We start from the raw sequence: 26,211 nt of genomic DNA, 5'->3' as shown, positions 1-26,211 counted from the left end.
CACGCGGGCAGATGGCACGCAGGAAGCCCGGACTAATAAGATGGCATTGAAATCCCCCGCGTTTCGTAGAAAGTTCCCGTTGCTGGTGACTGGCGGCCTGCTGGCGCTGCAACCTCTGGCCACGCCGTACGTGGTGGCTGCCGAGCAGTTCGACTGCCAAGTGTCCGCCTCCGGAGGCTGGGACTGCAAGCCCAAGAACGCCGTCGGCAACCTGCCCCCGCGCCCGGTGCACGAAGGTGCCGCCGCGGCATCGAGCGGCGGCTCGGCGGCCGCCTCGGCCGACAGCGCAGCCCCCGGCGAGGCCGAACCGCGTCCGGTGCTGGTCACCGAAAGCAAGGGCCGTGGCCTGAAATCGCGCAGCGAAGACTACAGCCACCTGGACTGGGTGCCACGCGAGAAGCTCACCCCGGCCCAGCTAGCCGAGACCGGCCCGTATTGCGGCGGTGCCTACATCGAGCCCGTGCGCCCCGGCATGAACGACAGCACGCCCAAGGACGAGTCGCCGACCTACCTGAACGCCAAGGTATCGCGCTACCAGCAGGAGCAGCAGATCGCCACCCTCGCCGGCGACGTGGTCATGCGCCAGGGCAGCATGCAGGTCGAGGCCGACGAGGCCAACCTGTACCAGGCCGAGAACCGCGGCGAGCTCAAGGGCAACGTCAAGCTGCGCGACAACGGTTCGCTGGTCGTCGGCGACCAGGCCGAGATCCAGCTCGATACCGGCGAGGCGCAGGTCGACAACGCCGAGTACGTGATGCACAAGTCGCGCATCCGCGGCAGCGCCCTGTACGCCAAGCGCGCCGAGAACGCGATCATTCGCCTCAAGGACGGTACCTACACCACCTGCGAGCCGAACAGCAACGCCTGGCAGCTCAAGGGCAACAACATCACGCTGAACCCGGCCACCGGATTCGGCACCGCGACCAACGTCACCCTGCGGGTCAAGAATATTCCGGTGTTCTACACACCCTATATCTACTTCCCGATCGACGATCGTCGTCAGTCCGGCTTCCTGCCGCCGTCGTTCAGCACCAGCAGCGACACCGGCTTCATGCTGGTCACGCCGTACTACTTCAACCTGGCGCCCAACTACGACGCCACCCTGTACCCGCGCTACATGACCAAGCGCGGGCTGCTGATGGAAGGCGAGTTCCGCTACCTGACCCAGTCCAGCGAGGGCCAGCTCGGTGGTGCCTACCTGAATGACAGGAACGACGACCGCAAGGACCAGACTGACTACGAGGATCAGCGCTGGATGGTCAACTGGCAGCACAAGGGCGGCCTGGACGAACGCCTGATGACCGAGGTGAACTACACCGACATCAGCGACCCGTTCTACTTCCAAGACCTGGAGTCCGACCAGATCGGGGTGGAAGACAAGGATGCGCTGGACCAGCAAGGCGCACTTACCTGGCGCGGCGACTCCTACACCGCTCGACTCAACCTGCACGCCTATGAAATGGCCACCATTTCGCAGATCACACCGTACGACAGGCTGCCGCAGATCACCTTCGATGGAATGCTGCCCTACCATCCAGGCGGGCTGGACCTCAGCTACGAGACCGAGGCAGTACGCTTCGAGCGTGACCTCAAGGACGATCTGGTATTCAACGAGGATGGCCTGCCGGATGGTTCCCTCGGTTACGTACGAGATGCAGCAGGCAACGTCATCGGCGGCCGCCGTATCGACGAAGGCGTTACTGGCATCGCACGCGCCAATGGCACGCGCCTGAACGTGGCGCCAGCCATCAGCCTGCCGATGCAGTCCAGCTACGGCTTCGTCACGCCGAAGCTGAAGTACGTCTATACCAACTACGACCTTGACCTGGACAGCCAGGGCAAGGCGCAGGCGATCGCGGAGGCTGCCGATCCGGCCTATGGCAGCTACAGCAGCAGCGTGACACGCAACGTGCCGATCTTTAGCGTCGACAGCGGCTTGTACTTCGACCGCAACACCCAGCTGTTCGGTACCAACTATCGCCAGACCCTCGAGCCGCGAATGTTCTATCTGTATGTCCCGTACAAGGACCAGAAGGACATTCCGGTCTTCGACACCAGTGAATACACCTTCAGCTACGCCTCGCTGTTCCGCGACAACCGCTTCTCCGGCGTCGACCGCATCGGCGACGAGAACAAGCTGTCGCTGGGCGTGACCAGTCGCTGGATCGAGGACAACGGCTTCCAGCGCCAGCGCGTCAGCTTCGGCCAGGCTTTGTACTTCAAGGATCGCAAGGTCCAGCTGCCCGGCATCGACTACCGCGACCGACATGGCGCCAGGTCGGACGTCTCGCCATATGCCCTGGAGTACGAATATGCCTTCAACCGTGACTGGCGCTTCAGCTCCGACTTCAATTGGGACCCGGATAGCCATAGCACCCGCTCGGGCAGCGCGATGTTCCACTACCAGCCCGAAGACAACCCCAACAAGGTGGTCAACCTCGGCTATCGCTACCGCAACGACATGGTCATCTACGATTCGCTGACGGGTAGATGGAAAGTCAATGGTGGCGACTACGGCACCCCGGGCGACCCGAACTACATCAAGGACTACTACAAGATCCAGCAGCATGACTTCTCGGTCATGTGGCCGATCGTACCCCAGTGGACCGCGATCGCTCGCTGGCAGCACGACTACAACCGCAACCGTACCCTGGAAGCCTTCGGTGGCTTCGAGTACGACAACTGCTGCTGGAAGCTGCGCCTGATCAACCGTTACTGGATCGACTACGACGACTTCAGCCAGGCTGTCCCGCAGAACGAGAAAGGCGACCATGGCGTCTTCCTGCAGATCGTGCTCAAGGGCCTCGGCGGCGTCGTGGGCAACAAGGTCGAATCCTTCCTCGACCAAGGCATTCAAGGTTACCGCGAACGTGAAGAGCAAGCTTATTGATCGACTGCGCCCAGCGCTGCTGGGCGTCGCAATGCTGAGTGGCGCGGTGCATGCCGCGGTGCAACCGCTGGACCGCGTGGTAGCCATCGTCGACAACGACGTGGTCATGCAAAGCCAGCTGGACCAGCGTACCCGCGAGGTGCAGCAGACCATCGCCAAGCGCGGCGGTGGCGCACCACCAGCCGGTGCCCTGCAGCAGCAGGTGCTCGAACGCCTGATCGTCGAGAACCTGCAACTGCAGATCGGCGAACGCTCCGGCATCCGCATCACCGATGAGGAACTCAACCAGGCCATGGCCACCATTGCCCAGCGCAACGGCATGTCCCTGGAACAGTTCCGCGCCGCGCTGGCCCACGATGGCCTGTCGTTCGACGATGCCCGCGAGCAGGTCAAGCGCGAGATGATCATCAGCCGGGTGCGCCAGCGTCGCGTGGCCGAGCGCATCCAGGTCTCGGAACAGGAGGTGAAGAACTTCCTCGCCTCGGACCTGGGCAAGATGCAGCTGTCGGAGGAGTTCCGCCTGGCCAACATCCTCATCCCGACGCCGGAAAGCGCCAACTCGGACACCATCAAGGCGGCGGCGCGGCAAGCGGGCGAGGTTTATCAGCAACTCAGGCAGGGCGCCGACTTCGGCCAACTGGCCATCGCCCGCTCGGCCAGCGAGAACGCCCTCGAAGGCGGCGAGATGGGCTGGCGCAAGGCCGGCCAGCTGCCACCGGACTTCGCCAAGCTGCTCAGCAGCATGACGCCGGGCGACATCACCCAGCCGATCCGCATCCCCAATGGTTTCATCATCCTCAAGCTCGAGGAGAAGCGTGGTGGCGCGACCAACGTGCTGCGTGACGAAGTCCACGTTCGCCACATCCTGATCAAGCCCAGCGAGATCCGCAGCGACGAGGCGACCAAGCAGCTCGCCGAGCGCCTCTACGAGCGCATCAGGAACGGCGAGGACTTCGCCGAACTGGCCAAGAGCTTCTCGGAAGACCCAGGCTCGGCGCTCAATGGCGGCGATCTGAACTGGGTCGATCCCAACAGCCTGGTGCCGGAGTTCCGCGAGCAGATGGCCAACGCCGCGCAGGGCGAAGTGACCCGTCCGTTCCGCACCCAGTACGGCTGGCACGTGCTGGAAGTGCTGGGCCGCCGTGCCACCGACAGCACCGAGCAGGCACGCGAACAGCAAGCCCTCAACGTATTGCGCAATCGCAAGTACGACGAAGAGCTGCAGAGCTGGCTACGCCAGATCCGCGACGAAGCCTACGTCGAGATCAAGCTGCCTGGCGCCGACCAGGCCGCCCAGTGAAGGCCCTGCGCTTCGCCGTTACTCCCGGCGAGCCAGCCGGCATAGGTCCAGACCTGTGCCTGCTGCTGGCCCGCCAGGCCCAACCCCATGTCCTGATCGCCATCACCAGCCGTGACCTGCTCGCCGAGCGGGCCGCGCAGCTGGGCTTGGCGATCGGGCTGCTGCCGGTCGGCCCGGCTGCCTGGCCCGAACGGCCGGCACCGGCAGGCAGCCTATATGTCTGGGATACGCCACTGGCCGCCAAGGTGGTGCCTGGGCAACTGGACAAGGCCAATGGCCGCTTCGTCCTGGAAACCTTGACCCGCGCCGGGCAAGGCTGCCTGGATGGTCATTTTGCCGGGATGATCACCGCCCCCGTGCACAAGGGTGTGATCAACGAAAGCGGCATCGCGTTCTGCGGCCATACCGAATTCCTTGCCGAGCTGACCCACACCGAGCAAGTGGTGATGATGCTGGCGACCCGCGGGTTGCGCGTGGCGCTGGTGACGACTCACCTGCCCTTGCGCGAGGTCGCCGAGGCCATCACGGCAGAGCGACTGGAACGCGTGACGCGCATCCTGCATGCCGACCTGCGGGGCAAGTTCGGCATCGCCCAGCCGCGCATCCTGGTCTGCGGCCTCAACCCGCATGCCGGCGAGAGCGGACACCTGGGCCGCGAGGAAATCGACATCATCGAGCCGACCCTGGAACGCCTGCGCACCGAAGGCATCGACCTGCGCGGTCCCCTGCCGGCCGATACCCTGTTCACCCCCAAATACCTGGAGCACTGCGACGCGGTGCTGGCGATGTACCATGACCAAGGTCTGCCCGTACTCAAGTACAAAGGCTTCGGCGCCGCGGTCAATGTGACCCTGGGCCTGCCGATCATCCGCACCTCGGTCGATCACGGCACCGCGCTCGACCTGGCCGGCAGTGGCAGGATCGACACCGGCAGCCTGCAGGTCGCGCTGGAAACCGCCTACCAGATGGCCGAGAGCTGATCAATGAACGAGCACTACCAACACCGGGCGCGCAAGCGTTTCGGGCAGAACTTCCTGCACGACGCCGGGATCATCGACCGTATCCTGCGGGCGATCAATGCCAAGCCCGGCGAACATCTGCTGGAAATCGGGCCAGGCCAGGGCGCCCTGACCGAAGGCCTGCTTGGCAGCGGCGCACAGCTGGACGTCGTGGAGTTGGACAAGGACCTGGTGCCTGTCCTGCAACACCGGTTCGGCCTGCGTGACAACTTCCGCCTGCATCAGGGCGATGCGTTGAAGTTCGACTTCAACCAGCTCGGCGTTGCGCCGCGCAGCCTCAAGGTGGTCGGCAACCTGCCCTACAACATCTCCACGCCGCTGATCTTCCACCTCCTGCAGCACGCCTCGCTGATCCGCGACATGCATTTCATGCTGCAGAAGGAAGTGGTCGAGCGCCTGGCCGCCGGGCCCGGTGGAGGGGACTGGGGTCGCCTGTCGATCATGGTGCAGTACCACTGTCGCGTCGACCACCTGTTCAATGTCGGGCCCGGTGCGTTCAACCCGCCACCGAAGGTCGATTCTGCCATCGTCCGCCTGGTGCCGCATGAAACCTTGCCCCATCCGGCCAAGGACCCCGCCCTGCTGGAACGCATCGTCCGCGAGGCCTTCAACCAGCGGCGCAAGACCCTGCGCAACACCCTCAAGGGCCTGCTCGACGGCCAAGCCATCGAGGCGGCAGGCGTCGATGGCAGCCTGCGGCCCGAACAGCTCGACCTGGCGGCCTTCGTGCGCCTGGCCGACCAGCTGGCCGAGCGTTCCAGCCTGGCCTGATCGTTCGCACCCTCGCTGCCGCAGGCATGGTCGGCAGCGAGGATCGAACGGCACGCCGCTGTCGCTGCCTGTCCATTGCCCCGCTTGTTTGCCGCCACCGCTGGCCTATCCCCCCGCCAATGACCTAGACTGCGGAAACAGCCGTATCCGCGTCCGCTTGTCCAAGGCCCCTTGCATGTCCGATCCTCGCTATCAGATCGACGTCAGCGTCGTGACCCACTATCTCAACGAACAATCCGATTTCGACAACGATCGCTACGCCTTCGCCTATACCATCACGATCAACAACCGCGGCTCGCTCAAGGCGCGCCTGATGTCACGTCATTGGCTGATCACCAATGGCAATGGCGAGGTCGAGGAAGTGCGTGGCGAGGGCGTGGTCGGCCAGCAGCCGGTCATAGAGCCTGGCGGCAGCCATACCTACACCAGCGGTGCCATCCTCGCCACCCACGTGGGCGTCATGCAAGGCAGCTATGAAATGCAGGCCGAGGATGGTCAGCGCTTCGCCGCCACCATCGCGCCATTCCGGCTGGCCGTTCCCGGAGCCCTGCACTGATGGCGGTCTATGCGGTCGGCGACCTGCAAGGTTGCCTGCAACCGCTCAAGTGCTTGCTGGAACGGGTCCGCTTCGATCCAGCGGTGGACCGTCTGTGGCTCGTCGGCGACCTGGTCAATCGTGGGCCGGAGTCGCTGGAAACCTTGCGCTATCTCTACTCCATCCGGCACTCGCTGGTATGCGTGCTGGGCAACCACGACCTGCATCTGCTGGCGGCCTGGCATGACGTCGAGCGTCTCAAGAAAGGCGACACGCTACGCGAGGTGCTCGAGGCGCCGGATGCCCACCTGTTGCTCGACTGGCTGCGCCAACAGAAGTTGCTGCATTACGACGAGGCTCTGGGCGTGGCCATGGTGCATGCCGGTATCCCGCCGCAGTGGACGCTGGGCAAGGCATTGGAACTGGCCGCCGAGGTCGAGCAGGTGCTGCGCGATGACACGCGCCTCAAGCCCTACCTGGACGGCATGTATGGCAACGAGCCGAACAAGTGGAGCAAGCACCTGACCGGCATCGAACGTCTGCGAGTGATCACCAACTACTTCACCCGCATGCGCTTCTGCACCATCGAAGGCAAGCTCGACCTCAAGAGCAAGGAAGGGCTCGGGAGCGCACCGAAAGGCTACAAGCCCTGGTTCGCCCACAGCGGGCGCCGGGCACGCCACGTGAAGATCATCTTCGGTCACTGGGCCGCCCTGGAAGGCCGGGTTGCCGAACCTGGCGTCGTCGCCCTCGACACCGGCTGTGTCTGGGGTGGCGCCATGACGCTCTACAATGTCGATACGGGCGAGTACCACCGCTGCGAATGCACCGAACATGGCACCCCACGCCCATCGACGCCAACCACCAGCCCGAAAGCGTCATCCTGAAGGAACCCCCTCATGAGCGAATTCAAGCGTATCTCCCCCGAACAGGCCCGGACCCTGCGCGAGCAAGGCGCGGTCGTGGTCGACATTCGCGACCCACAAGCTTTTGCCGCCGGGCACATCAGCGGCTCGGTCCACCTGGACAACCACTCGGTGGGCGATTTCATCCGCAACGCGGACCTCGACGCGCCCACCCTGGTGGTCTGCTATCACGGCAATTCCAGCCAGAGCGCCGCGGCCTACCTGGTCAACCAGGGCTTTTCCGACGTCTACAGCCTCGATGGCGGCTTCGAACTCTGGCGCGCCACCTACCCCGCGGAAACCGCCCAGGAGCGCTCCGAATAAATTTTTCATTTCCCCTGCAGCCCGCGTCCTTCGCGGGCTGCAACCGCAGCTGAAGACCGCTTGCGTGTAACCCGCGGGCCTTGCGCCCTTGACCTCTGCGATAACCAACTATCCTTAAGCCCAGGCCATCCAAGAAAGGGGAGAGCCGGTACACCGGCGCGCGGGTCATCGGTAAGGTTTCCACGGGTGTTCTGGGGGGTTTACAGCAGGCGGCAAAGCCGTCTGCATGCCAGCATCAGCTGAATGATCCGGCGTCGGCTCCACGTATCGAGCGAGGTGACGTCATGAGTATTTTTAGCCACTTCCAACAACGTTTCGAGTCAACGCGCCAGGAAGAACTCTCGTTGCAGGAGTATCTCGAACTCTGCAAGGCGGACCGCAGTGCCTACGCTTCGGCGTCAGAACGCCTGTTGATGGCCATCGGCGAGCCCGAACTGGTCGATACCTCGACCGACCCCAGGTTGTCGCGAATCTTTTCGAACAAGGTGATACGCCGCTATCCAGCCTTCGCCGACTTCCATGGCATGGAAGAATGCATCGAACAGATCGTGTCGTACTTCCGGCACGCTGCCCAGGGCCTCGAGGAGAAGAAGCAGATCCTCTACCTCCTGGGTCCGGTGGGCGGCGGCAAGTCATCGCTGGCGGAAAAGCTCAAGCAATTGATGGAGAAGGTACCCTTCTACGCCATCAAGGGCTCGCCAGTCTTCGAGTCGCCGCTGGGCCTGTTCAACGCGGCCGAGGACGGCGCGATCCTGGAAGAGGACTACGGCATCTCGCGCCGCTATCTCAACACCATCATGTCGCCCTGGGCCACCAAGCGGCTGCAGGAGTTCGGCGGCGACATCAGCAAGTTCCGGGTCGTCAAGCTCTATCCTTCGATCCTCAACCAGATCGCCATAGCCAAGACCGAACCGGGGGACGAGAACAACCAGGACATCTCGGCCCTGGTAGGCAAGGTGGATATCCGCAAGCTCGAGGAATTCCCGCAGAACGACGCCGATGCCTACAGCTACTCGGGCGCGCTGTGCCGGGCCAACCAGGGTCTGATGGAATTCGTCGAGATGTTCAAGGCGCCGATCAAAGTCCTGCACCCACTGCTCACCGCCACCCAGGAAGGCAACTACAACAGTACCGAAGGCCTCGGCGCCATCCCTTACTCCGGGATCCTGCTGGCGCACTCCAACGAGTCGGAGTGGCACAGCTTCCGCAACAACAAGAACAACGAAGCCTTCATCGACCGGATCTACATCGTCAAGGTGCCCTACTGCCTGCGCGTCAGCGACGAGATCAAGATCTACGACAAGCTGCTGGTCAACAGCTCGCTGTCCAAGGCCCACTGCGCGCCGGATACGCTCAAGATGCTGGCGCAGTTCACCGTGCTTTCGCGCCTGAAGGAGCCGGAGAACTCCAACATCTATTCGAAGATGCGCGTCTATGATGGCGAGAACCTCAAGGACACCGACCCCAAGGCCAAGTCGATTCAGGAATACCGCGATGCCGCCGGTGTCGACGAAGGCATGAACGGCCTGTCGACCCGCTTCGCCTTCAAGATCCTGTCCAAGGTGTTCAACTTCGACCCGCACGAAGTCGCTGCCAACCCGGTCCACCTGCTCTACGTGCTCGAACAGCAGATCGAACAGGAGCAGTTCCCGGCCGAGGTTCGCGAACGCTACCTGCGCTACCTCAAGGAATACCTCGCGCCACGCTACATCGAGTTCATCGGCAAGGAAATCCAGACGGCCTACCTCGAATCCTATAGCGAGTACGGGCAGAACATCTTCGACCGCTACGTGCTGTACGCCGACTTCTGGATCCAGGACCAGGAATACCGGGACCCGGAAACCGGCGAGATCCTCAATCGTATCGCCCTCAACGAAGAACTGGAGAAGATCGAGAAACCGGCCGGCATCAGCAATCCGAAGGACTTCCGCAACGAGATCGTCAACTTCGTGCTGCGTGCCCGCGCCAACAACAACGGCAAGAACCCGAGCTGGCTGAGCTACGAAAAACTGCGCGTGGTGATCGAGAAGAAGATGTTCTCCAATACCGAGGACCTGCTGCCGGTCATCAGCTTCAACGCCAAGGCCAGCAAGGAAGACCAGCAGAAGCACAACGACTTCGTTACCCGGATGGTGGAACGTGGCTACACCGACAAGCAGGTTCGCCTGCTGTCGGAATGGTACCTGCGAGTCAGGAAATCGCAATAAGCGGCAAGTGGCAAGCCGCAGGCCGCAAGTTGTCCAGCGCCGCCAACGGGCTGCGCTGCACCTTGCGGCAGCGGTGCCTGCTTTCCTTGCAGCTTGCAGCTGGCAACTGCACTGAAGCCGCAAGCCACAAGCCGTCCAGTGCCAGTGTTCTGGCCCGCGTTACGGATTGCGGTAGCGGTGGCTGCTTTTTCTTGCAGCTTGCAGCTTGAAGCTTGCGCTGCATCCAGTCACCGGAGGGACCATGAGTTACGTGATCGACCGACGCCTGAATGGCAAGAACAAGAGCACGGTCAACCGCCAGCGATTTCTGCGGCGTTACCGTGAGCACATCAAGAAGGCCGTGGAAGAAGCCGTGAGCCGCCGTTCCATCACCGACATGGAGCATGGCGAGCAGATCAGCATTCCGGGTCGCGACATCGACGAGCCGGTGCTGCATCATGGTCGTGGCGGCAAGCAGACCATCGTCCATCCAGGGAACAAGGAGTTCGTCAGCGGCGAACGCATCCCGCGCCCGCAGGGCGGCGGCGGTGGCGGAAGCGGGCGCGGCAAGGCTGGCAACGCCGGGGAAGGCATGGACGATTTCGTCTTCCAGATCACCCAGGAGGAATTTCTCGAATTCATGTTCGAGGACCTGGAACTGCCCAACCTGGTCAAGCGGCACCTGACCGGTACCGATACCTTCAAGACCGTTCGTGCCGGGATCAGCAGCGAGGGCAATCCCTCGCGCATCAATATCGTCCGAACCCTGCGCTCGGCCCATGCGCGGCGTATCGCCCTCACCGGCAGCAGTCGCGCCCTGCTGCGCGAAGCTCAGGCCGAACTGGCGCGCCTGAAGGTCGAGGAGCCGGACAACTTCACCGACATCCAGCAGGTCGAGACCGAGATCGCCCGCCTGAGCGTGCGCATCAACCGACTGCCCTTCCTCGATACCTTCGATCTCAAGTACAACCTGCTGGTCAAGCAGCCCAACCCAAGCTCCAAGGCGGTCATGTTCTGCCTGATGGACGTTTCCGGCTCCATGACCCAGGCCACCAAGGACATCGCCAAGCGCTTCTTCATCCTCCTGTACCTGTTTCTCAAGCGTAACTACGAGCGCATCGAGGTGGTGTTCATCCGCCACCACACCAGCGCCCGCGAAGTGGACGAGGAAGAATTCTTCTACTCCCGGGAAACCGGCGGGACCATCGTCTCCAGTGCGCTCAAGCTGATGCAGGAGATCATGAGCGAGCGATACTCGGCCAACGAGTGGAACATCTACGCGGCCCAGGCTTCCGACGGGGACAACTGGAACGATGATTCGCCGGTATGCCGCGAAATACTCTCCAAACAGATCATGCCGCATGTGCAGTACTACACTTACGTGGAAATCACGCCCCGCGAGCATCAGGCCCTGTGGTACGAATACGAGCGCATCGGCGAAGCGTTCGCCGACAGCTTCGCCCAGCAGCAGTTGGTCTCGGCCGGCGATATCTACCCGGTCTTCCGTGAACTCTTCCAGCGCAGGTTATCCACATGAGCGCCAGAGAACAGAGACGCCAGCCCATTTCCACCGGCTCCGAATGGACCTTCGAGCTGATCCGGACCTATGACCGGGAAATCAGCCGCCTGGCCGAACGCTACGCCCTGGATACCTACCCCAACCAGATCGAGGTGATCACCGCCGAGCAGATGATGGATGCCTACGCCTCCGTGGGCATGCCGCTGGGTTATCATCACTGGTCCTATGGCAAGCAGTTCCTGAGTACCGAGAAGTCCTACAGCCGTGGCCAGATGGGCCTGGCCTATGAAATCGTGATCAACTCCGATCCGTGCATCGCCTATCTCATGGAAGAGAACACCATGTGCATGCAGGCGCTGGTGATCGCCCACGCCTGTTACGGCCACAACAGCTTCTTCAAGGGCAACTACCTGTTCCGCACCTGGACCGATGCCAGCTCGATCATCGACTACCTGGTGTTCGCCAAGCAGTACATCGCCCAATGCGAGGAGCGCCACGGCATCGATGCCGTCGAGGACCTGATCGACTCCTGCCATGCACTGATGAACTATGGCGTGGACCGCTACAAGCGCCCTTATCCCATCTCCGCCGAAGAAGAGCGGCAGCGCCAGAAGGATCGTGAAGAGCATCTGCAGCGGCAGATCAACGACCTGTGGCGCACCATTCCGAAAAGCACCGACAAGGTCAACGAGCGGGACGACGCACGCTTCCCGGCCGAGCCGCAGGAGAACATCCTCTACTTCATCGAGAAGCACGCCCCGCTGCTGGAGCCTTGGCAACGGGAAGTGGTGCGGATCGTGCGCAAAATCGCCCAGTATTTCTATCCGCAGCGCCAGACCCAGGTGATGAACGAAGGCTGGGCAACGTTCTGGCACTACACCTTGATGAACGACCTGTACGACGAAGGCCTGGTCACCGACGGCTTCATGATGGAGTTCCTGCAATCGCACACCAGCGTGGTCTTCCAGCCTGGCTTCGACAGCCCCTACTACAATGGCATCAACCCCTATGCGCTGGGTTTCGCGATGTACACCGACATCCGCCGCATGTGCGAGCACCCTACCGAGGAAGATCGCCGCTGGTTCCCCGACATCGCCGGCAGCGACTGGCTATCGACCCTGAAGTTCGCCATGAGCAGCTTCAAGGACGAAAGCTTCATCCTCCAGTACCTCTCGCCGAAGGTGATCCGTGATCTCAAGCTGTTCACCATTCTCGACGATGACCAGCGCGACGACCTGCTGGTACCGGCGATCCACGATGACGATGGCTACCGCATCATCCGCGAGAACCTGGCGGCCCAGTACAACCTGGGCAATCGCGAACCGAACGTGCAGATCTGGAGCATAGACCGTCGTGGCGACCGCTCGCTGACCCTGCGCCACCAGCAGCACAACCGCAAGCCTTTGGGCGAGTCGACCGAGGAGGTCATGAAGCACTTGCACAGGCTCTGGGGTTTCGACATCCATCTGGAAACCGTCCAGGGCGACAAGGTGGTCAAGACCCATCATGTCCCGCCACGTACGGGTGAGCATGATCCCGGCGAGCTGGTTCGTCCCGGCTCGGTGGTACCGCACCACTGAGCACCCTCCGTTGCTGGCGACAGGGTATCCTGTCGCCAGCAACGGAGGATTCACCATGCAGATCTACAAAGTCGGCGGCGCTGTGCGCGACCGCCTGCTGGGGCGTCCGGTCAATGACATCGACTGGCTGGTGGTCGGCGCCACGGCCGAACAGATGCAAGCGCTCGGCTATCGGCCGGTCGGTGCCGACTTCCCGGTCTTCCTTCATCCACGCAGCGGCGAGGAGTACGCCCTGGCGCGTACCGAGCGCAAGAGTGGACGTGGCTACGGTGGCTTCGTCTTCCATGCTAGCCCCGAGGTGACACTGGAGCAGGACCTGGCCCGACGCGACCTGACCATCAACGCCATGGCCGAGGACGAGAACGGTAACCTCTACGATCCCTATCATGGCAAGGCAGACCTCGATCGGCGTATTCTGCGCCATGTATCCCCGGCATTCGCCGAAGATCCCCTCAGAGTCCTACGGGTCGCCCGCTTTGCCGCCCGCTATGCGCCGCTGGGCTTTCGCGTCGCTGACGAAACGCTGGCCTTGATGCGCAGCATCGCCGATTCGGGCGAGCTGCAAGCGCTCACGGCCGAGCGTAGCTGGAAGGAAATCGAACGTGCCTTGATGGAGGCCAGCCCCCAGGTATTCATCGAGGTGTTGCGCGCCTGCGCCGCGCTGGCGCAACTGTTGCCGGAGCTCGATGCGCTGTTCGTCCTCGAGCAGCCCTCTTCTCCGGAGCACGCCCCGAGCCGCGGAGCCCATGCCCTGGCGATGCTCGAACAGGCAGCCCGCCATGACCAGCCGCTACAGGTACGCTGGGCCTGCCTGTTGAACCCACTGGGGCAGGCCAGTACCGCCGCGCAGCAGGCGCCGGCAGCGCATGACCTGCCGCCACGGCCTGCCAGCCAAGTCGTGACGGCAATCAACCAGCGCTTCAAGGCGCCACGCGAATGTCAGGAACTGGCGTTGCTGGCCGCTGAGTTTCATGGTCGGGCTCACCTTGCCTTGCAACTGGATGCGCCTGCTTTGCTGGAGCTGCTGCAGACGTTCGACATCTATCGCCGACCACAGCGGTTCGAAGATTTCCTCGCCGTTTGCGAAATGGATGCATATGCAGAGCAGGCGCCTGGGCCCTGGGATTATCCCGAGGGCGCCTATTTGCGCGGTGCGGCTGCCGTGGCCAAGTCGGTACAGGCCAAGGCCCTGGTGGAGCTTGGCTTGAAAGGCCAGGCCCTGGGCGAGGCACTCAGGGCACGGCGGCTCAAGGCTCTGGAAGCCTATGTGCAGGCGCGCCTGCCCGACGAGGCGACAAAGCCGTTGGGCAAGTCCTGACTGGCTGGGATCAGGCTCGGGTCAGCTGCTGTCCCCGCCATTCGAATGGCACTGGTGCCAGCGCCTGATCGATGCGTGCCTCCTGCCAGAGCTGGGCCATGCGCTTGCCCTCTCCAGGGTGGACCAGGTCAGGCGCAATCAGGGATAAGGGCCAAAGCACGAAGGCGTTCTTCAGGATTTCCGCTCGAGGCAGCACCAACCCGTCGAAGGTGCCCAGCAGGTCGTCGAACATCAGCACGTCGATATCCAGCGGCAGTCCCTTGCGCTCCGGCGCGTAGCGGCCATTGTCCGCCTCGATGAACTTCAAGCGGCGGTCCAGCTCCAGCAAGGGCAATCGGGTCCGGCCGGTGACCACCAGGTTGTAGAACGGTCCGCTCTTGATGCCGACCGCCTGGCTTTCGAACACCGGCGAGCAGCGCATGTCCTCGAGCAGCCCCGACAGCGCCTCGAGGCCAGCGCACAGATGCGCCTGGCGATCGATATTGCTGCCCAGCCCCAGGTAAACCGTACTCAGAGACATCCGCGCTCGATCTCCACGCCGACCCCACCACGCGCCGCGGGAACCGCGCCGGGCTTGGTCAGCCGCAGACGCAACCAGGGGATGCGGAACTCTTCCATCAGGACGGCGGCCAGCCGCTCGGCGAACGTCTCGACCAGCTCGAAACGCGCCTGCTCGGCAAAGGCCTGGATGCGTGCCGACACGCTGGCATAGTCCAGCGCGAGCGCGAGATCGTCGCCGGCGGCGGCTGGCCGGTTGTCCCAGGCGCAACTCAGGTCCAGGCGCAGGCACTGGCGAATGTCGCGTTCCCAGTCATAGGCGCCGATCACGGTATCGACTTCCAGGCCTTCGATGAACACTCTGTCCAAGCACTTCTCTCCACAGCACGACAAGGGCGACTGGCGCCGTTAGAATCAGGGCGTCCTCGCCCGGAATAGTTAGCATGTTTTGGTCACTGGCGCTGCTCGCCTACCTGCTCGGCTCGCTGTCCTTCGCCATCGTCCTGAGCCGCCTCAATGGCAGCCCGGACCCGCGCTCCAGCGGCTCGGGCAATGCCGGGGCCACCAACATGCTGCGCCTGGCCGGGCGCAGACTGGCGATCCTGACGCTGCTGGGCGACCTGTGCAAGGGGCTGTTGCCCGTGCTGGTGGCGCGCCAGGCCGGCCTGGACCTGCAGGATCAGGCCTGGATCGGGATCTGCGCCGTGCTCGGCCACCTGTTTCCCCTGTATTTTCGCTTCAAAGGTGGCAAGGGCGTGGCTACCGCCGCCGGCATGCTCATGGGACTCTACTGGCCAGCAGCCCTGCTGGCCATCGCCACCTGGCTGCTGACACTTTATCTCACCCGCACCAGTTCGCTGGCCGCGTTGATCGCCACGCCACTGACCTTGCCGCTGCTGGCCTGGCGCGAACCCGAAGCACTGCTACCAATGGCCGTGCTCACTGTAATGATCGTCTGGCGTCATCGCAGCAATCTACGCGACCTTTTTGCAGGCCGCGAACGACACTTCTGAACGCGCGGACTGAAACGGCCGGGATCAGATGGCGGGCAACTGCTCCATCGGCCAGCGTGCCTGCACGCTGATCGCCAGGTCCTGGCGCTGTCCGGCCAGCAGCCGCTGGCAACCGGCATAGGCGATCATCGCCCCGTTGTCGGTACAGAACTTGGGCCGTGCATAGAACACCTGGCCCTTGATTCCAGCCAGCATCTGCTCCAGGGAAGCACGCAGCGCCTTGTTGGCGCTCACCCCGCCAGCGATGACCAGTCGCTTGAGTCCGGTCTGCTTGAGGGCCCGCTTGCACTTGATGGTCAGCGTTTCGACCACCGCCTGCTGGAAAGCCAGCGACAGGTCGCAGCGTGTCTGCTCGCCATCGTCGCCGGCATCCCGACATTGCTGCCAGGTATTCAAGGCGAAGGTCTTGAGCCCGCTGAAACTGAAGGCCAGGCCAGGACGATCGGTCATGGGCCGGGGAAAGACGAAGCGCCCAGGGGTGCCCTGCTCGGCCAGGCGGGCGATTTCCGGCCCGCCCGGGTAGTTCAGGCCGATCAGCTTGGCGGTCTTGTCGAAGGCTTCGCCAGCTGCGTCATCCAGGCTTTCGCCCAGCAGTTCGTAGCGGCCGATGCCATCGACCCGCACCAGCTGGGTATGCCCACCCGACACCAGCAAGGCGACGAACGGGAACTGCGGCGGCTGCTCTTCGAGCATCGGTGCCAGCAGATGGCCTTCCATGTGGTGCACGCCGATGGCGGGGATATTCCAGGCAAAGGCCAGGGCCTGGGCGCAGGAGGCGCCCACCAGCAGCGCACCGACCAGGCCAGGCCCGGCGGTGTAGGCGATCGCCTCGATGTCGGCGGGCGCTCGGCCAGCCTGCTCGAGCACTTCGCGGATCAGCGGCAGCATGCGCTTGACATGGTCGCGCGAGGCCAGCTCGGGCACCACCCCGCCGTAGACGCGGTGCAGGTCGATCTGGCTGAACAGCGCATCGGCGAGCAGGCCGCGCTCGCTGTCATACAAGGCGACGCCGGTTTCGTCGCAGGATGTTTCCAATCCCAGTACTAGCATGGGTTCGTGCCTTTCGGGGGCTCAATTCGAAGGCGCGCATGATAGTCTTCGCACTGGATGCCGACCAGCGGTTTTCGATCAGAGGCTTTGCATTCCGGCTGGCTAACGGTTAACATCCGCAACCCTTGAAAACCGACGTTCTCCAGCGCACCTTTGTTCAGGAGTACGTCCACCCCGGTAATGAATTAAGGTAGCCCTGGATGCCAGCCGTCAAAGTTAAAGAGAACGAACCCTTCGACGTAGCTCTGCGTCGTTTCAAGCGCTCCTGCGAAAAAGCCGGTGTACTGGCTGAAGTTCGTAGCCGCGAGTTTTACGAGAAGCCGACTTCCGAGCGCAAGCGCAAGGCTGCTGCAGCCGTCAAGCGTCACGCCAAGAAAGTCCAGCGCGAACAGCGCCGCGCCGTTCGTCTGTACTGATTACAGGCGTTCATCGCAAGGCTTCTGCCCCGCCCGGCCTCGTGCCGGGCCGATGGCAGATGTCGCTCCAGCCCCTTGGCCATGCGCCCTGGGCGCCCGGCCAAAAGCCCACGGGCAACCTGCCTTTCCCGTCAAGCTGGCATGAGCCGACACGCGCTTGATCACCAGCGGGCCTGCCTGGCCGACGCAGCCACACCTCCGAACTCCCGTATATCGCCACTTGCCGCCAAAGCGCGCCTGGACGATTAGACTTGCCAGTTGCCAGATGACGAGACTGCCATGGCCGGGCTGATTCCCCAAAGCTTCATCGATGACTTGCTCAACCGCACCGACATCGTCGATGTGGTGTCTTCCCGCATCCAACTGAAGAAATCCGGCAAGAATCATTCGGCGTGCTGCCCGTTCCACAAGGAGAAGACCCCCTCCTTCACCGTCAGCCCCGACAAGCAGTTCTACTACTGCTTCGGCTGCGGGGCCGGTGGCAACGCGCTCGGCTTCATCATGGACCACGACAACCTGGACTTCCCCCAGGCGGTCGAGGAACTGGCCAGGGCCGCGGGCATGGAAGTGCCTCGCGAGGACAACCGGCGCGGCCAGAAGCCCCGCCAACCGGTCGACTCGCCGCTCTACCCATTGCTCAGCGCGGCCGCCGAATTCTATCGCCAGGCCCTGCGCAGCCACCCGGCGCGCAAGGCGGCGGTCGACTATCTCAAGGGCCGCGGCCTTTCCGGCGAAATCGCCCGCGACTTCGGCCTGGGCTTCGCGCCGCCTGGCTGGGACAATCTGGGCAAGCACCTGGCCAACGACAGCCTGCAGCAGAAGGCCATGATCGATGCTGGCCTGCTGATCGAGAACGCCGAAAGCGGCAAGCGCTACGACCGCTTCCGTGACCGGGTGATGTTCCCGATCCGTGATACTCGTGGGCGAGTCATTGCCTTCGGCGGACGCGTGCTGGGCGACGACAAGCCCAAGTACCTGAACTCCCCGGAGACCCCGGTATTCCACAAGGGCCAGGAACTCTACGGGTTGTACGAGGCGCGCAAGTTCAACCGCAACCTCGAGGAAATCATCGTCGTCGAGGGCTACATGGACGTCATCGCGCTGGCCCAGCAGGGCTTGCGCAATGCTGTCGCGACCCTCGGCACCGCGACCAGCGAGGAGCACCTCAAGCGTCTGTTCCGCGTGGTGCCGCACGTGCTGTTCTGCTTCGACGGCGACCAGGCTGGCCGCAAGGCGGCCTGGCGCGCCCTGGAGTCGACCCTGTCGAGCCTGCAGGATGGGCGCCGGGCGCGCTTTCTGTTCCTGCCCGAGGGCGAGGACCCGGATACCCTGGTTCGCAGCGAAGGCACCGATGCCTTCCGTGCGCGCATCAACCAGCACGCTCAGCCCCTGGCGGACTACTTCTTCGAGCAGCTGAGCAACGAGGCTGATCCGCGCTCGCTGGAAGGCAAGGCGCACATGGTGACGCTTGCCGCGCCGTTGATCGAAAAGATTCCCGGCGCCAATCTGCGCGCCTTGATGCGCAATCGGCTCAAGGAAATCACCGGGCTGGACCCGCAGCAGATGCAGGAACTGGCGCAGGCCAGGCCTGCCGAAAGCGTGCCGGACTATGACTCAGGCCTGGACTACGATGCCCTGTCCGGCCATGCCTTCGATCACCAGGCCATGTACACCGGCGGCCACGATCACCTCGCCCCAGCCCAGCCGTGGACGTCTGGCAAGGGCGCCAGGAAGCCTTGGGAGGGCAAGCCCTGGGACAAGAAAGGTGGCAAGCCCTGGCGCCGCGATGGCCAGCAAGAGCAGCCCGCCCCTCGCGTGCCCGCCCCGGTGGAACCTCCTACCCTGGCTGCCCTGCGCAGCTTGCTGCATCATCCGCAGTTGGCCACGAAGGTCGAGGACGCAAGCCGTCTTGCCGACGAAGACCATCTCTATGCCCAGCTGCTGGTGGCCTTGCTCGAGGCCTTGCAGAAGAATCCTGGGCTACGCTCTCTACAGTTGATCGCGCGTTGGCACGGCACGGAACAGGGCCGACTGCTGCAGGCATTGGCGGAGAAGGAATGGCTGATCGACGCCGACAACCTTGAACAGCAATTTTTCGACACCATAACTAGGTTGTCCGCTCGCCAGCGCGAGCGCTCTTTGGAACATCTGCTCAGGAAAGCACGTCAAAGCGAGTTGAGCGCAGAGGAAAAAAGCCAGCTGCGCGACCTGCTGAGCAGGAATGTTCCCGCACAAACCCCGACCTCATCTGGCGCGTGAGGTCCATGCTCGGGTATAATCCTCGGCTTGTTTTTTGCCCGCCAAGACCTTCAGTGGATAGGGTGTTATGTCCGGAAAAGCGCAACAGCAGTCTCGTATCAAAGAGTTGATCACCCGCGGTCGTGAGCAGGGCTACCTGACTTACGCGGAGGTCAACGACCACCTGCCCGAGGATATTTCAGATCCGGAGCAGGTGGAAGACATCATCCGCATGATCAACGACATGGGGATCAACGTATTCGAGAGTGCTCCGGATGCGGATGCCCTTCTGTTGGCCGAGGCCGACACCGACGAAGCCGCGGCCGAGGAAGCTGCCGCCGCGTTGGCAGCCGTTGAAACCGATATCGGCCGCACGACCGACCCGGTACGCATGTACATGCGCGAGATGGGTACCGTCGAGCTGCTGACCCGCGAAGGCGAGATCGAGATCGCCAAGCGCATCGAGGAAGGCATCCGCGAAGTGATGGGCGCCATTGCCCACTTCCCGGGTACCGTCGATTACATCCTCTCCGAGTACGACCGCGTCACCACCGAAGGTGGCCGTCTGTCGGACGTCCTCAGCGGCTACATCGACCCTGACGACAGCATCGCCACGCCCACCGAAGATGCGCCGCAGCTTGGCGCCAAGCCCGCGGCCGCCAAGGAAGACGAGGACGAGGACGAAGATGCCGAAGCCAGCGGTGACGACACCGAGGAAGAAGGCGAGAGCGGTCCGGACCCGGAGATCGCTCGCCAGCGTTTCGGCGCGGTGGCCGAGCAGCTCGAAGTCACCAACAAGGTCCTGAAGAAGCAGGGTCGCGGCAGCGAGCAAGGCGTGGCCGAGCTTTCCGCGCTGGCCGAGCTGTTCATGCCGATCAAGCTGGTGCCCAAGCAGTTCGAGGTTCTGGTCGAGCGCGTTCGTGGCGCGCTGGATCGCCTGCGTGCCCAGGAACGCGCGATCATGCAGTTGTGCGTCCGTGATGCCCGCATGCCACGCGCCGACTTCCTGCGCCTGTTCCCGGGCAACGAGGTGGACCAGACCTGGAGCGGCGATCTTTCCCGTCGTAATACCAAGTGGGCGGCAGCCTTGGGCGAGAAGGACGCTGCCATCGTCGCCTGCCAGCAGAAGCTGATCGACCTTGAGGCCGAAACCGGTCTGACCGTCGCCGAGATCAAGGAGATCAACCGCCGCATGTCGATCGGCGAGGCCAAGGCGCGCCGCGCGAAGAAGGAAATGGTCGAGGCCAACCTGCGCCTGGTCATCTCCATCGCCAAGAAGTACACCAACCGTGGCCTGCAGTTCCTCGACCTGATCCAGGAAGGCAACATTGGCCTGATGAAGGCGGTGGACAAGTTCGAATACCGCCGTGGCTACAAGTTCTCGACCTATGCCACCTGGTGGATTCGTCAGGCGATCACCCGCTCGATCGCCGATCAGGCACGTACCATTCGTATTCCGGTGCACATGATCGAGACGATCAACAAGCTCAACCGCATTTCCCGGCAGATGCTCCAGGAAATGGGCCGCGAACCGACCCCGGAGGAGCTTGGCGAACGCATGGAAATGCCCGAGGACAAGATCCGCAAGGTATTGAAGATCGCCAAGGAGCCGATCTCCATGGAAACGCCGATCGGTGACGACGAGGATTCCCACCTGGGCGACTTCATCGAGGACTCCACCATGCAGTCCCCGATCGACGTGGCAACGGTGGAAAGTCTCAAGGAAGCCACCCGTGACGTGCTGTCCGGCCTCACCGCACGCGAAGCCAAGGTGTTGCGCATGCGTTTCGGCATCGACATGAACACCGACCATACCCTCGAAGAAGTCGGCAAGCAGTTCGATGTGACCCGCGAGCGAATCCGTCAGATCGAGGCCAAGGCGCTGCGCAAGCTGCGCCATCCGACCCGAAGCGAGCATCTGCGCTCCTTCCTCGACGAGTGACGAAGAACCCCGGCCCCGGCCGGGGTTTTCTTTGATGACAAAATGCCTTCATTTGGGCTTGCCGTTGCCCAGCCTTTACAATGCCCGTCTACACTCGAATCAGTCCCACTGATCGAGAGGCCGATGATGCCCTTCCTGCCGGCCCTTCTATTGTCGCTCCTGCTCATCTGGACGACCACTGCCGGCGCGCTTACCCTGACTGCAGAAGAACAAGCCTGGCTCAGCGCTCATCCGAAGCTGCGCCTGGGTGTAGATGCCTCCTGGCCACCGTTCGAATACCGTGACAGGAATGGCAGCTACCAGGGACTGGCCGCCGATTACATCGCCTTGATCGAGAAGCGCCTGGGCGTGGTGCTCGAACCCATGCCAATCGACAACTGGTCGCAAGTGGTCGAGCAAGCGCAGCACAACCGCGTGGACCTGCTGCCCGGCATCATGTCCACGCCCGAGCGACGCCGCTACCTGACCTTCACCCGTCCCTACCTGGATTTTCCGATCGTCATTCTGGCCCACGATAGCGGGCCGCAACCGCGAAAGCTGGATGATCTTTATGGGCTGAAGATCGCCGTGGTGGAAAACCACGCGCCTCATGAACTTCTGCGCACCCACCACCCCGATCTCAACCTGCTGGTACTGCCAACGGTCGATGTCGCACTGCATGCCGTGGAAACCAGGCAAGTCGACGCGATGGTCGGCGACCTCGCCTCGAGCGTCTGGGGCTTGCGCCAGCTTGGACTGGAGCATTCGCATGTCAGCGGAGCTACCCCGTATCGCTACCAACTGGCGATGGCCACGCCTGCAGAGCAGAAGATCCTGGTGACGATCCTGGACAAGGTCTTCGCTGACATCGACGGCAACGAGATGGCCGCCATCCAGCAACGCTGGGTCGGCGACGTCGCCGGGCACCAGCGCCTGTGGAACGACGCGCTGATGTATGGCCTGCCCGCCATCCTGTTGCTGATGGCCATCCTGACCGCGGTGATCCGCATCAACCGTCGGCTGAGTTCGGAGATTTCCCGACGCATCGCCCTCGAGCAGGAGCTACGCAGTAGCGAGTATCACTATCGCAGCCTGATCGAAAGCCTTTCGGCGATCGCCTGGGAGGCCGATGCCATCGACTTCACCTTCACCTACGTCTCGCCACATGCCGAAGGGCTGCTTGGCTATGCGCTGAATGAATGGCTCAAGCCGGGATTCTGGCGCGACATTCTTCATCCAGAGGATGCGCAATGGGCATTGGCTTTCTACAAGGACGGAACAGCCGGTCGTGACCATAGCCTTGAATATCGCGTCATTCGTGCCGATGGGCACTGCCTGTGGGTACGCACCATCGTCAGCATGATCGAGCACGGTCACAAGCCCGTGATGCGTGGATTGATGATCGATATCAGCGAAACCAAGCGCACGGAACATGCATTGCGTCTTTCGGAGCAGAAGTTTTCCTCGGTGTTCGAGCAATGCCCGGACATCCTCGTGCTCGCCCGGCACAGCGACGGTTGCCTGCTCGAAGTCAACCAGGCTTTCCAGGAGCAGATCGGCCTGAAGCCTGCCCAAGTCATCGGGCGCACCGCGACCGAACTGGGGCTGTGGGGCCTGGAAGGCGCCGGGCCGGCGCTGCTCGAGCGTCTGAGCAGCGGCGGCGTGCGCAACCTGGAAATGACTTTCCGACGCAGCAATGGCCAAGTGTTCATCGGTCTGACCTCGGCAGGCATCTTCGAATTGGACAGTAGCCGGACACTGGTGGTAGCAGTGCGCGATATCAGTCAGTTGAAGGAGACCCAGCAGCAGCTGCAAACCTCCGAGGAAAAGTTCGCCAAGGCTTTCCACGCCTCGCCCGATGGCCTGCTGCTGTCTCGCCAGGAAGACGGTCTGTTGATCGAAGTGAACGAAGGTTTCCGCCGCCTGACCGGCTACGATTTCCATCCATCGCGCAACCAGACCTCGCTGGACCTGGATATCTGGGCCGACCCTGCCGAACGCAAGCGCCTGGTCGAGCTGCTCAAGCGGGACGGCTATGTGCGTGACTTCACCTGCCTGATCCGTCGCAGCGACGGCTTGGTCCGGCTCTGTGAGGTGTCGGCCAGGCCATTGCCGATCGGGGGCGTCGACTACATGCTGACCATTGCTCGAGACATCACCGAGCGTCACCTGATGCAGGAAAAACTGCAACTGGCTGCCACGGTATTCGAGAACACGGCCGAAGGCGTGCTGATCACCGACACCGACCAGCGCATCAGTGCGGTCAATCGCGCCTTCAGCGAGATCACGGGCTACAGCGAACTCGAGGCGCTGGGGCAGACGCCCCGCCTGCTCGCCTCTGGCCAGCACGACAGCGCTTTCTATGCAGCCATGTGGCATCAGCTGAGCGCCGCGGGCCACTGGCAAGGCGAGATCTGCAACAAGCGCAAGAACGGCGAAATCTACCCAAGCTGGCTGACCATCAGCGCCGTGCGCAACGGCGATGGCGAACTCAAGCATTTCGTCGCGGTATTCGCCGATATCTCCAGCATCAAGCATGCCCAGGCCAAGCTCGACTACCAGGCCCACCATGATTCGCTGACCGGCCTGCCCAATCGCTCGCTGTTCGAAAAGCGCCTGCAGGCAGTGCTGTCCGGGCCCCAGGATGCCAATCGCCAGGGCGCCGTACTGTTCCTTGACCTGGACCGTTTCAAGCACATCAACGACAGCCTGGGACACCCCGTTGGCGACCTGTTGCTCCAAGGCATCGCCCAACGCCTCAAGGAACAGGTACGCGACCTTGATACCGTGGCCAGGCTGGGCGGCGACGAGTTCATCATCCTGTTGCCGGGGTTGCACAAGGCCAGCGATGCCGGGGTGATCGCCAGCAAGGTCCTGGCCTGCTTCCATGCACCATTCCAGGCTGGCGAACATGAGTTCTTCACCAGTGCCAGCATCGGCATCAGCCTGTATCCACAGGATGGTACCGACGTCGCTTCGCTGATCCGCAACGCCGACGCGGCGATGTACCGCTCCAAGGCCAAGGGCCGCAATCGGGTGGAGGTGTATACACGCGACCTGACTGTCCAGGCCAGCGAGCGCATCGCCTTGGAGCACGAACTGCGCCGCGCCATCGAACGCAACGAACTGAGCCTGTGCTACCAGCCCAAGCGCAGCCTCAAGAGCGGCGGCCTGGTCGGCGCCGAAGCGCTGGTACGCTGGACCCATCCGACCCTCGGGGACGTGCCACCAGAGCATTTCATCACCTTGGCCGAGGAAAACGGCACCATCCTGCAGTTGGGCGACTGGGTGCTGGAGCAGGCCTGCCAACAGATGGACTACTGGAAAGCGCATTACCAGGCGTTCGGACCGCTGTCGATCAACCTTGCCGGGGCCCAGTTGCGCCAGCCCAACCTGGCCAAGCGTATCGAGCACCTGCTGCGGCGCTACCAGCTCCAGGCAGGCGATTTGCAGCTGGAAATCACCGAAAACTTCATCATGAGCCAGGCCGAGGAGGCGCTGGCCGTCCTGCACCAGCTCAAGAACCTTGGCGTGCAGTTGGCCATCGACGATTTCGGCACCGGCTATTCCTCGCTCAGCTACCTCAAGCGGCTGCCCCTGGATATCCTCAAGATCGACCAATCCTTCATTCGCGGCCTGCCTGACGATCCACACGATGCCGCCATCGCGCGCGCCATCATCGCTCTGGGTCGCAGCATGCAACTGACGATCATCGCCGAAGGCGTGGAAAACCAGGCGCAGCAGCAGTTCTTGGCCGCCGAAGGCTGTGAGCAGATCCAGGGCTACATCGTCAGCCTGCCGCTGCCTGCCGAGGAATTCGCCAAGAAGTTTCTTCGTATAGCACTTTCCGATCTTTCGGATGGCACACACCGCAAACCGTCGTTATAATCGCCCGACCACCGGATCCTGGGTCCGGCTGGTCGAGTCACCTGCAGCAAAGGGCCCTTAGCTCAGTCGGTTAGAGCACACGACTCATAATCGTTCGGTCCCCGGTTCGAGCCCGGGAGGGCCCACCATTTTCCTACCTGGATCCTTCGATCCTTCGCCTGGTCTGACAGCCACGTTCCGAACCCTATCTTTCATGCCTTTGCGCTAGCGTCACGGTTTCTCGCAGTCGTCGTTCGAAGCCGTTGTGCAATCACGGTGTTCGCGGCATTCAGGATTTCCCAACCCTAGGGAAGCGCCCACGACGCCCCTTGCATCGGCAGATGCAGGCTGGCTACCCTAGCCAGTCCCTCCGCCGAGCTCGCACATGCCAGATTCGCGCCCACCCACTCTCGATGAAATCGATCGCCAACTGATCGACCTGCTACGCATCAACGCTCGCGAAAGCGTCGCCAGCCTCGCGCGCCAGCTCGGCATCGCACGCACCACCGTCGATGCCCGCCTTGCCCGGCTGGAGAAGGGCAATGTGATCATCGGCTACGGCGTACGCCTTGGACAGGCGCTGATCGATGGTGGCTTGCAAGCGTATGTCGGCATCAGCGTGCGACCACGATCAGGCAAGGACGTGGTACGAAGACTCAGCGCCATGGGCCAGGTCCGGCAGCTGTGCGCGGTGAGTGGCGAATATGACTACGTGGCCTGGCTGCGCGGCGACTCGCCCGAGCAGCTGGATCAACTGCTCGACCAGATCGGCAGCGTCGAGGGAGTGGAAAGGACCACCACCTCGATCATCCTCAGCAGCAAGGTGGACCGCAGGTAGCCTGTTCGCCGGCATGACCGTTG

General features: G+C 62.8%; 20 protein-coding genes and 1 tRNA gene. 18 read left to right on the top strand and 3 right to left on the bottom strand.

What is annotated here, in order from left to right:
- Positions 1-40: 40 nt before the first annotated feature.
- From ACY8GK_RS17885 to ACY8GK_RS17835, 11 genes are all read left to right on the top strand, one after another.
- Complete coding sequence (locus tag ACY8GK_RS17885) at positions 41-2,890, top strand: LPS-assembly protein LptD (protein WP_196179250.1); 2,850 nt, start codon at positions 41-43, stop codon at positions 2,888-2,890.
- Entirely contained in the window at positions 2,871-4,190 is a 1,320-nt protein-coding gene (gene surA, locus ACY8GK_RS17880; RefSeq protein ID WP_196179252.1) for a peptidylprolyl isomerase SurA, read from the top strand. The genes ACY8GK_RS17885 and surA overlap by 20 nt, the downstream gene beginning before the upstream one ends.
- Positions 4,187-5,170, top strand: a complete 984-nt coding sequence (pdxA, locus tag ACY8GK_RS17875) for a 4-hydroxythreonine-4-phosphate dehydrogenase PdxA (protein WP_196179254.1) — start codon at positions 4,187-4,189, stop codon at positions 5,168-5,170. Before surA ends, pdxA begins: the two co-directional genes overlap by 4 nt.
- Before the next feature lie 3 nt (positions 5,171-5,173).
- Positions 5,174-5,980: a 16S rRNA (adenine(1518)-N(6)/adenine(1519)-N(6))-dimethyltransferase RsmA gene (gene rsmA, locus ACY8GK_RS17870; protein WP_196179256.1), complete on the top strand. Its 807-nt coding sequence runs from the start codon at positions 5,174-5,176 to the stop codon at positions 5,978-5,980.
- A gap of 175 nt (positions 5,981-6,155) precedes the next feature.
- Complete coding sequence (gene apaG / locus ACY8GK_RS17865; RefSeq protein WP_462401746.1) at positions 6,156-6,536, top strand: Co2+/Mg2+ efflux protein ApaG; 381 nt, start codon at positions 6,156-6,158, stop codon at positions 6,534-6,536.
- Entirely contained in the window at positions 6,536-7,402 is an 867-nt protein-coding gene (locus tag ACY8GK_RS17860; RefSeq protein WP_196179260.1) for a symmetrical bis(5'-nucleosyl)-tetraphosphatase, read from the top strand. Before apaG ends, ACY8GK_RS17860 begins: the two co-directional genes overlap by 1 nt.
- Before the next feature lie 12 nt (positions 7,403-7,414).
- On the top strand, positions 7,415-7,744 hold the full coding sequence (gene glpE, locus ACY8GK_RS17855; RefSeq protein WP_462401745.1) for a thiosulfate sulfurtransferase GlpE: 330 nt from the start codon (positions 7,415-7,417) through the stop codon (positions 7,742-7,744).
- Positions 7,745-8,028: 284 nt separating this feature from the next.
- Positions 8,029-9,951 (top strand): PrkA family serine protein kinase, encoded by a 1,923-nt coding sequence (locus ACY8GK_RS17850; RefSeq protein WP_196179264.1) that lies wholly within the window; start codon positions 8,029-8,031, stop codon positions 9,949-9,951.
- A 241-nt stretch (positions 9,952-10,192) separates the two neighbouring features.
- A complete protein-coding gene (locus tag ACY8GK_RS17845; RefSeq protein ID WP_462401744.1) occupies positions 10,193-11,467 on the top strand; it encodes a YeaH/YhbH family protein in 1,275 nt (424 codons plus the stop codon).
- The gene (locus ACY8GK_RS17840) at positions 11,464-13,029 is read left to right on the top strand and encodes a SpoVR family protein (RefSeq protein WP_196179268.1); all 1,566 of its coding nucleotides are present in this window, start codon (positions 11,464-11,466) and stop codon (positions 13,027-13,029) included. The genes ACY8GK_RS17845 and ACY8GK_RS17840 overlap by 4 nt, the downstream gene beginning before the upstream one ends.
- A gap of 55 nt (positions 13,030-13,084) precedes the next feature.
- On the top strand, positions 13,085-14,347 hold the full coding sequence (locus ACY8GK_RS17835; RefSeq protein WP_462401743.1) for a multifunctional CCA addition/repair protein: 1,263 nt from the start codon (positions 13,085-13,087) through the stop codon (positions 14,345-14,347).
- A 10-nt stretch (positions 14,348-14,357) separates the two neighbouring features.
- Here ACY8GK_RS17835 and folK read toward each other — a convergent pair whose 3' ends face one another.
- Both folK and folB read right to left on the bottom strand, forming a co-directional pair.
- A complete protein-coding gene (gene folK, locus ACY8GK_RS17830) occupies positions 14,358-14,867 on the bottom strand; it encodes a 2-amino-4-hydroxy-6-hydroxymethyldihydropteridine diphosphokinase (protein ID WP_462401742.1) in 510 nt (169 codons plus the stop codon).
- A complete protein-coding gene (gene folB / locus ACY8GK_RS17825; RefSeq protein ID WP_196179274.1) occupies positions 14,858-15,214 on the bottom strand; it encodes a dihydroneopterin aldolase in 357 nt (118 codons plus the stop codon). Before folB ends, folK begins: the two co-directional genes overlap by 10 nt.
- A gap of 74 nt (positions 15,215-15,288) precedes the next feature.
- On the opposite strand from folB, the gene plsY reads away from it, so the two are divergent.
- Complete coding sequence (gene plsY / locus ACY8GK_RS17820) at positions 15,289-15,858, top strand: glycerol-3-phosphate 1-O-acyltransferase PlsY (RefSeq protein WP_196179276.1); 570 nt, start codon at positions 15,289-15,291, stop codon at positions 15,856-15,858.
- Positions 15,859-15,882: 24 nt separating this feature from the next.
- Here the strand turns inward: plsY and tsaD are convergent, their stop codons facing one another.
- Positions 15,883-16,908: a tRNA (adenosine(37)-N6)-threonylcarbamoyltransferase complex transferase subunit TsaD gene (gene tsaD / locus ACY8GK_RS17815; protein WP_196179279.1), complete on the bottom strand. Its 1,026-nt coding sequence runs from the start codon at positions 16,906-16,908 to the stop codon at positions 15,883-15,885.
- A gap of 200 nt (positions 16,909-17,108) precedes the next feature.
- On the opposite strand from tsaD, the gene rpsU reads away from it, so the two are divergent.
- The 6 genes from rpsU (at position 17,109) to ACY8GK_RS17785 (ending at position 26,188) form a co-directional block, all read left to right on the top strand.
- A complete protein-coding gene (gene rpsU / locus ACY8GK_RS17810) occupies positions 17,109-17,324 on the top strand; it encodes a 30S ribosomal protein S21 (protein ID WP_002551877.1) in 216 nt (71 codons plus the stop codon).
- A gap of 279 nt (positions 17,325-17,603) precedes the next feature.
- The gene (gene dnaG / locus ACY8GK_RS17805; protein WP_462401741.1) at positions 17,604-19,583 is read left to right on the top strand and encodes a DNA primase; all 1,980 of its coding nucleotides are present in this window, start codon (positions 17,604-17,606) and stop codon (positions 19,581-19,583) included.
- 67 nt (positions 19,584-19,650) lie between these two features.
- Complete coding sequence (gene rpoD, locus ACY8GK_RS17800) at positions 19,651-21,504, top strand: RNA polymerase sigma factor RpoD (RefSeq protein WP_196179282.1); 1,854 nt, start codon at positions 19,651-19,653, stop codon at positions 21,502-21,504.
- A gap of 126 nt (positions 21,505-21,630) precedes the next feature.
- Positions 21,631-25,371 carry a bifunctional diguanylate cyclase/phosphodiesterase gene (locus ACY8GK_RS17795; RefSeq protein ID WP_462403040.1) on the top strand — a complete coding sequence of 1,247 codons (3,741 nt, stop codon included), beginning with the start codon at positions 21,631-21,633 and terminating at the stop codon, positions 25,369-25,371.
- Positions 25,372-25,422: 51 nt separating this feature from the next.
- Positions 25,423-25,499, top strand: a tRNA-Ile gene (locus ACY8GK_RS17790).
- Between the two features lie 236 nt (positions 25,500-25,735).
- On the top strand, positions 25,736-26,188 hold the full coding sequence (locus tag ACY8GK_RS17785) for an Lrp/AsnC family transcriptional regulator (protein ID WP_196179284.1): 453 nt from the start codon (positions 25,736-25,738) through the stop codon (positions 26,186-26,188).
- Positions 26,189-26,211: the final 23 nt, after the last annotated feature.

The sequence above is a fragment of the Pseudomonas sp. Marseille-QA0332 genome (assembly GCF_054950175.1).
The sequence above is the reverse complement of the archived record's forward strand: the minus strand, read 5'-3'. Positions and strand labels throughout refer to the sequence as shown.